This window comes from Sporobacter termitidis DSM 10068 (assembly GCF_900130065.1).
Taxonomy (GTDB): domain Bacteria; phylum Bacillota; class Clostridia; order Oscillospirales; family Oscillospiraceae; genus Sporobacter; species Sporobacter termitidis.
The window spans coordinates 1-1,007 of sequence record NZ_FQXV01000037.1; the positions used below are offsets into that span (position 1 = coordinate 1).

2 protein-coding genes are annotated in these 1,007 nt (G+C 51.2%); one reads left to right on the forward strand and one right to left on the reverse strand.

The features are described 5' to 3' along the window. Positions 1 to 74: 74 nt before the first annotated feature. Positions 75 to 575 carry a hypothetical protein gene (locus tag BUB60_RS19430; protein ID WP_073078204.1) on the forward strand — a complete coding sequence of 167 codons (501 nt, stop codon included), beginning with the start codon at positions 75 to 77 and terminating at the stop codon, positions 573 to 575. Between the two features lie 4 nt (positions 576 to 579). Here BUB60_RS19430 and BUB60_RS19435 read toward each other — a convergent pair whose 3' ends face one another. Then, a complete protein-coding gene (locus tag BUB60_RS19435) occupies positions 580 to 798 on the reverse strand; it encodes a hypothetical protein (RefSeq protein WP_073078206.1) in 219 nt (72 codons plus the stop codon). Positions 799 to 1,007 lie beyond the last annotated feature (209 nt).

Below are 1,007 nucleotides of genomic sequence, written 5' to 3' on the forward strand. Positions count from 1 at the left end.
GGGAAGGCTCCCTCCTTCAGTCGCCGCGGGCGACAGCTCCCTCGTCTGAGGGAGCCGGGGGAGGACGGGAATATATGAAAAAGTTTAAAATATATACAGTTCTGCTATTGCTGCTGCCGTCCCTGTTTTTAAGCGGCTGCGCCGGGCATGCGGCAGATAAGAACGGCGACTTTTCATTAAAAATCTATACGGATAAGAACAAATACAGCGCGGGCGAATTGATAGACTGCTACGCCACGCTCCAATATACGGGAAACGCCGATAACGCCACCTTATACGTTGACAGGCCTATGGTTGTTTTTGCCGTCAAAAGCAGCGACGGATATCTGGGCGGGTTGAGATTGCTGATATGCGCCAAAGAGGAATTTAAAAAAGATGAGATAAGAAAGTTTGCTTACGAAAAGAACGGCGGCTATGATGAAAAAAGCCCTGATTGGATCAAAGAGTTCGTAAATAGCAAGGACTTGACCTTGCCCAAGGGGAAATATACTCTTATCGCTGATTTTAAATATTCTTATTCGGATAAAGGCGATATGGAAACGCTGGAGGCCGCAAAGACGATCACCGTCAAATAAGGCTTCAGCGCCGGCGGCGGCCGGTGGATTTCGGGTCCAGCGGGGTCAGGAGCCTGACGGCCGGGAGCTCCTCCCCGGCGCCCAGGCTGCAGATATCCTCCGCCACCTGCAGGGTTTTTACCAGCGTGAGCTTGGCAAACCCGTAATTCTGCTGCTCGATATCCTCGAGCGCATCCAGCATGCCGCCCATCAGCGTCTTATACATCGCCGCGTGATCTACCATTTGTAACCCTCCATATACAATTTCTCAATGAAGGCCTGCCCGAGAGGCCGCGGTTTTTTACTGCCTGAACTTCTCATTTCCTCTACCGCTTAACTTTCGCGGCCCCTCAAGGCTTCCCCCATCGAGAAATAACAAACGCGGTGTAGGATAACACCCTACACCGCGAAACATGCGCAACGCAAGAATACAACACCACCTTGCCAAAATGA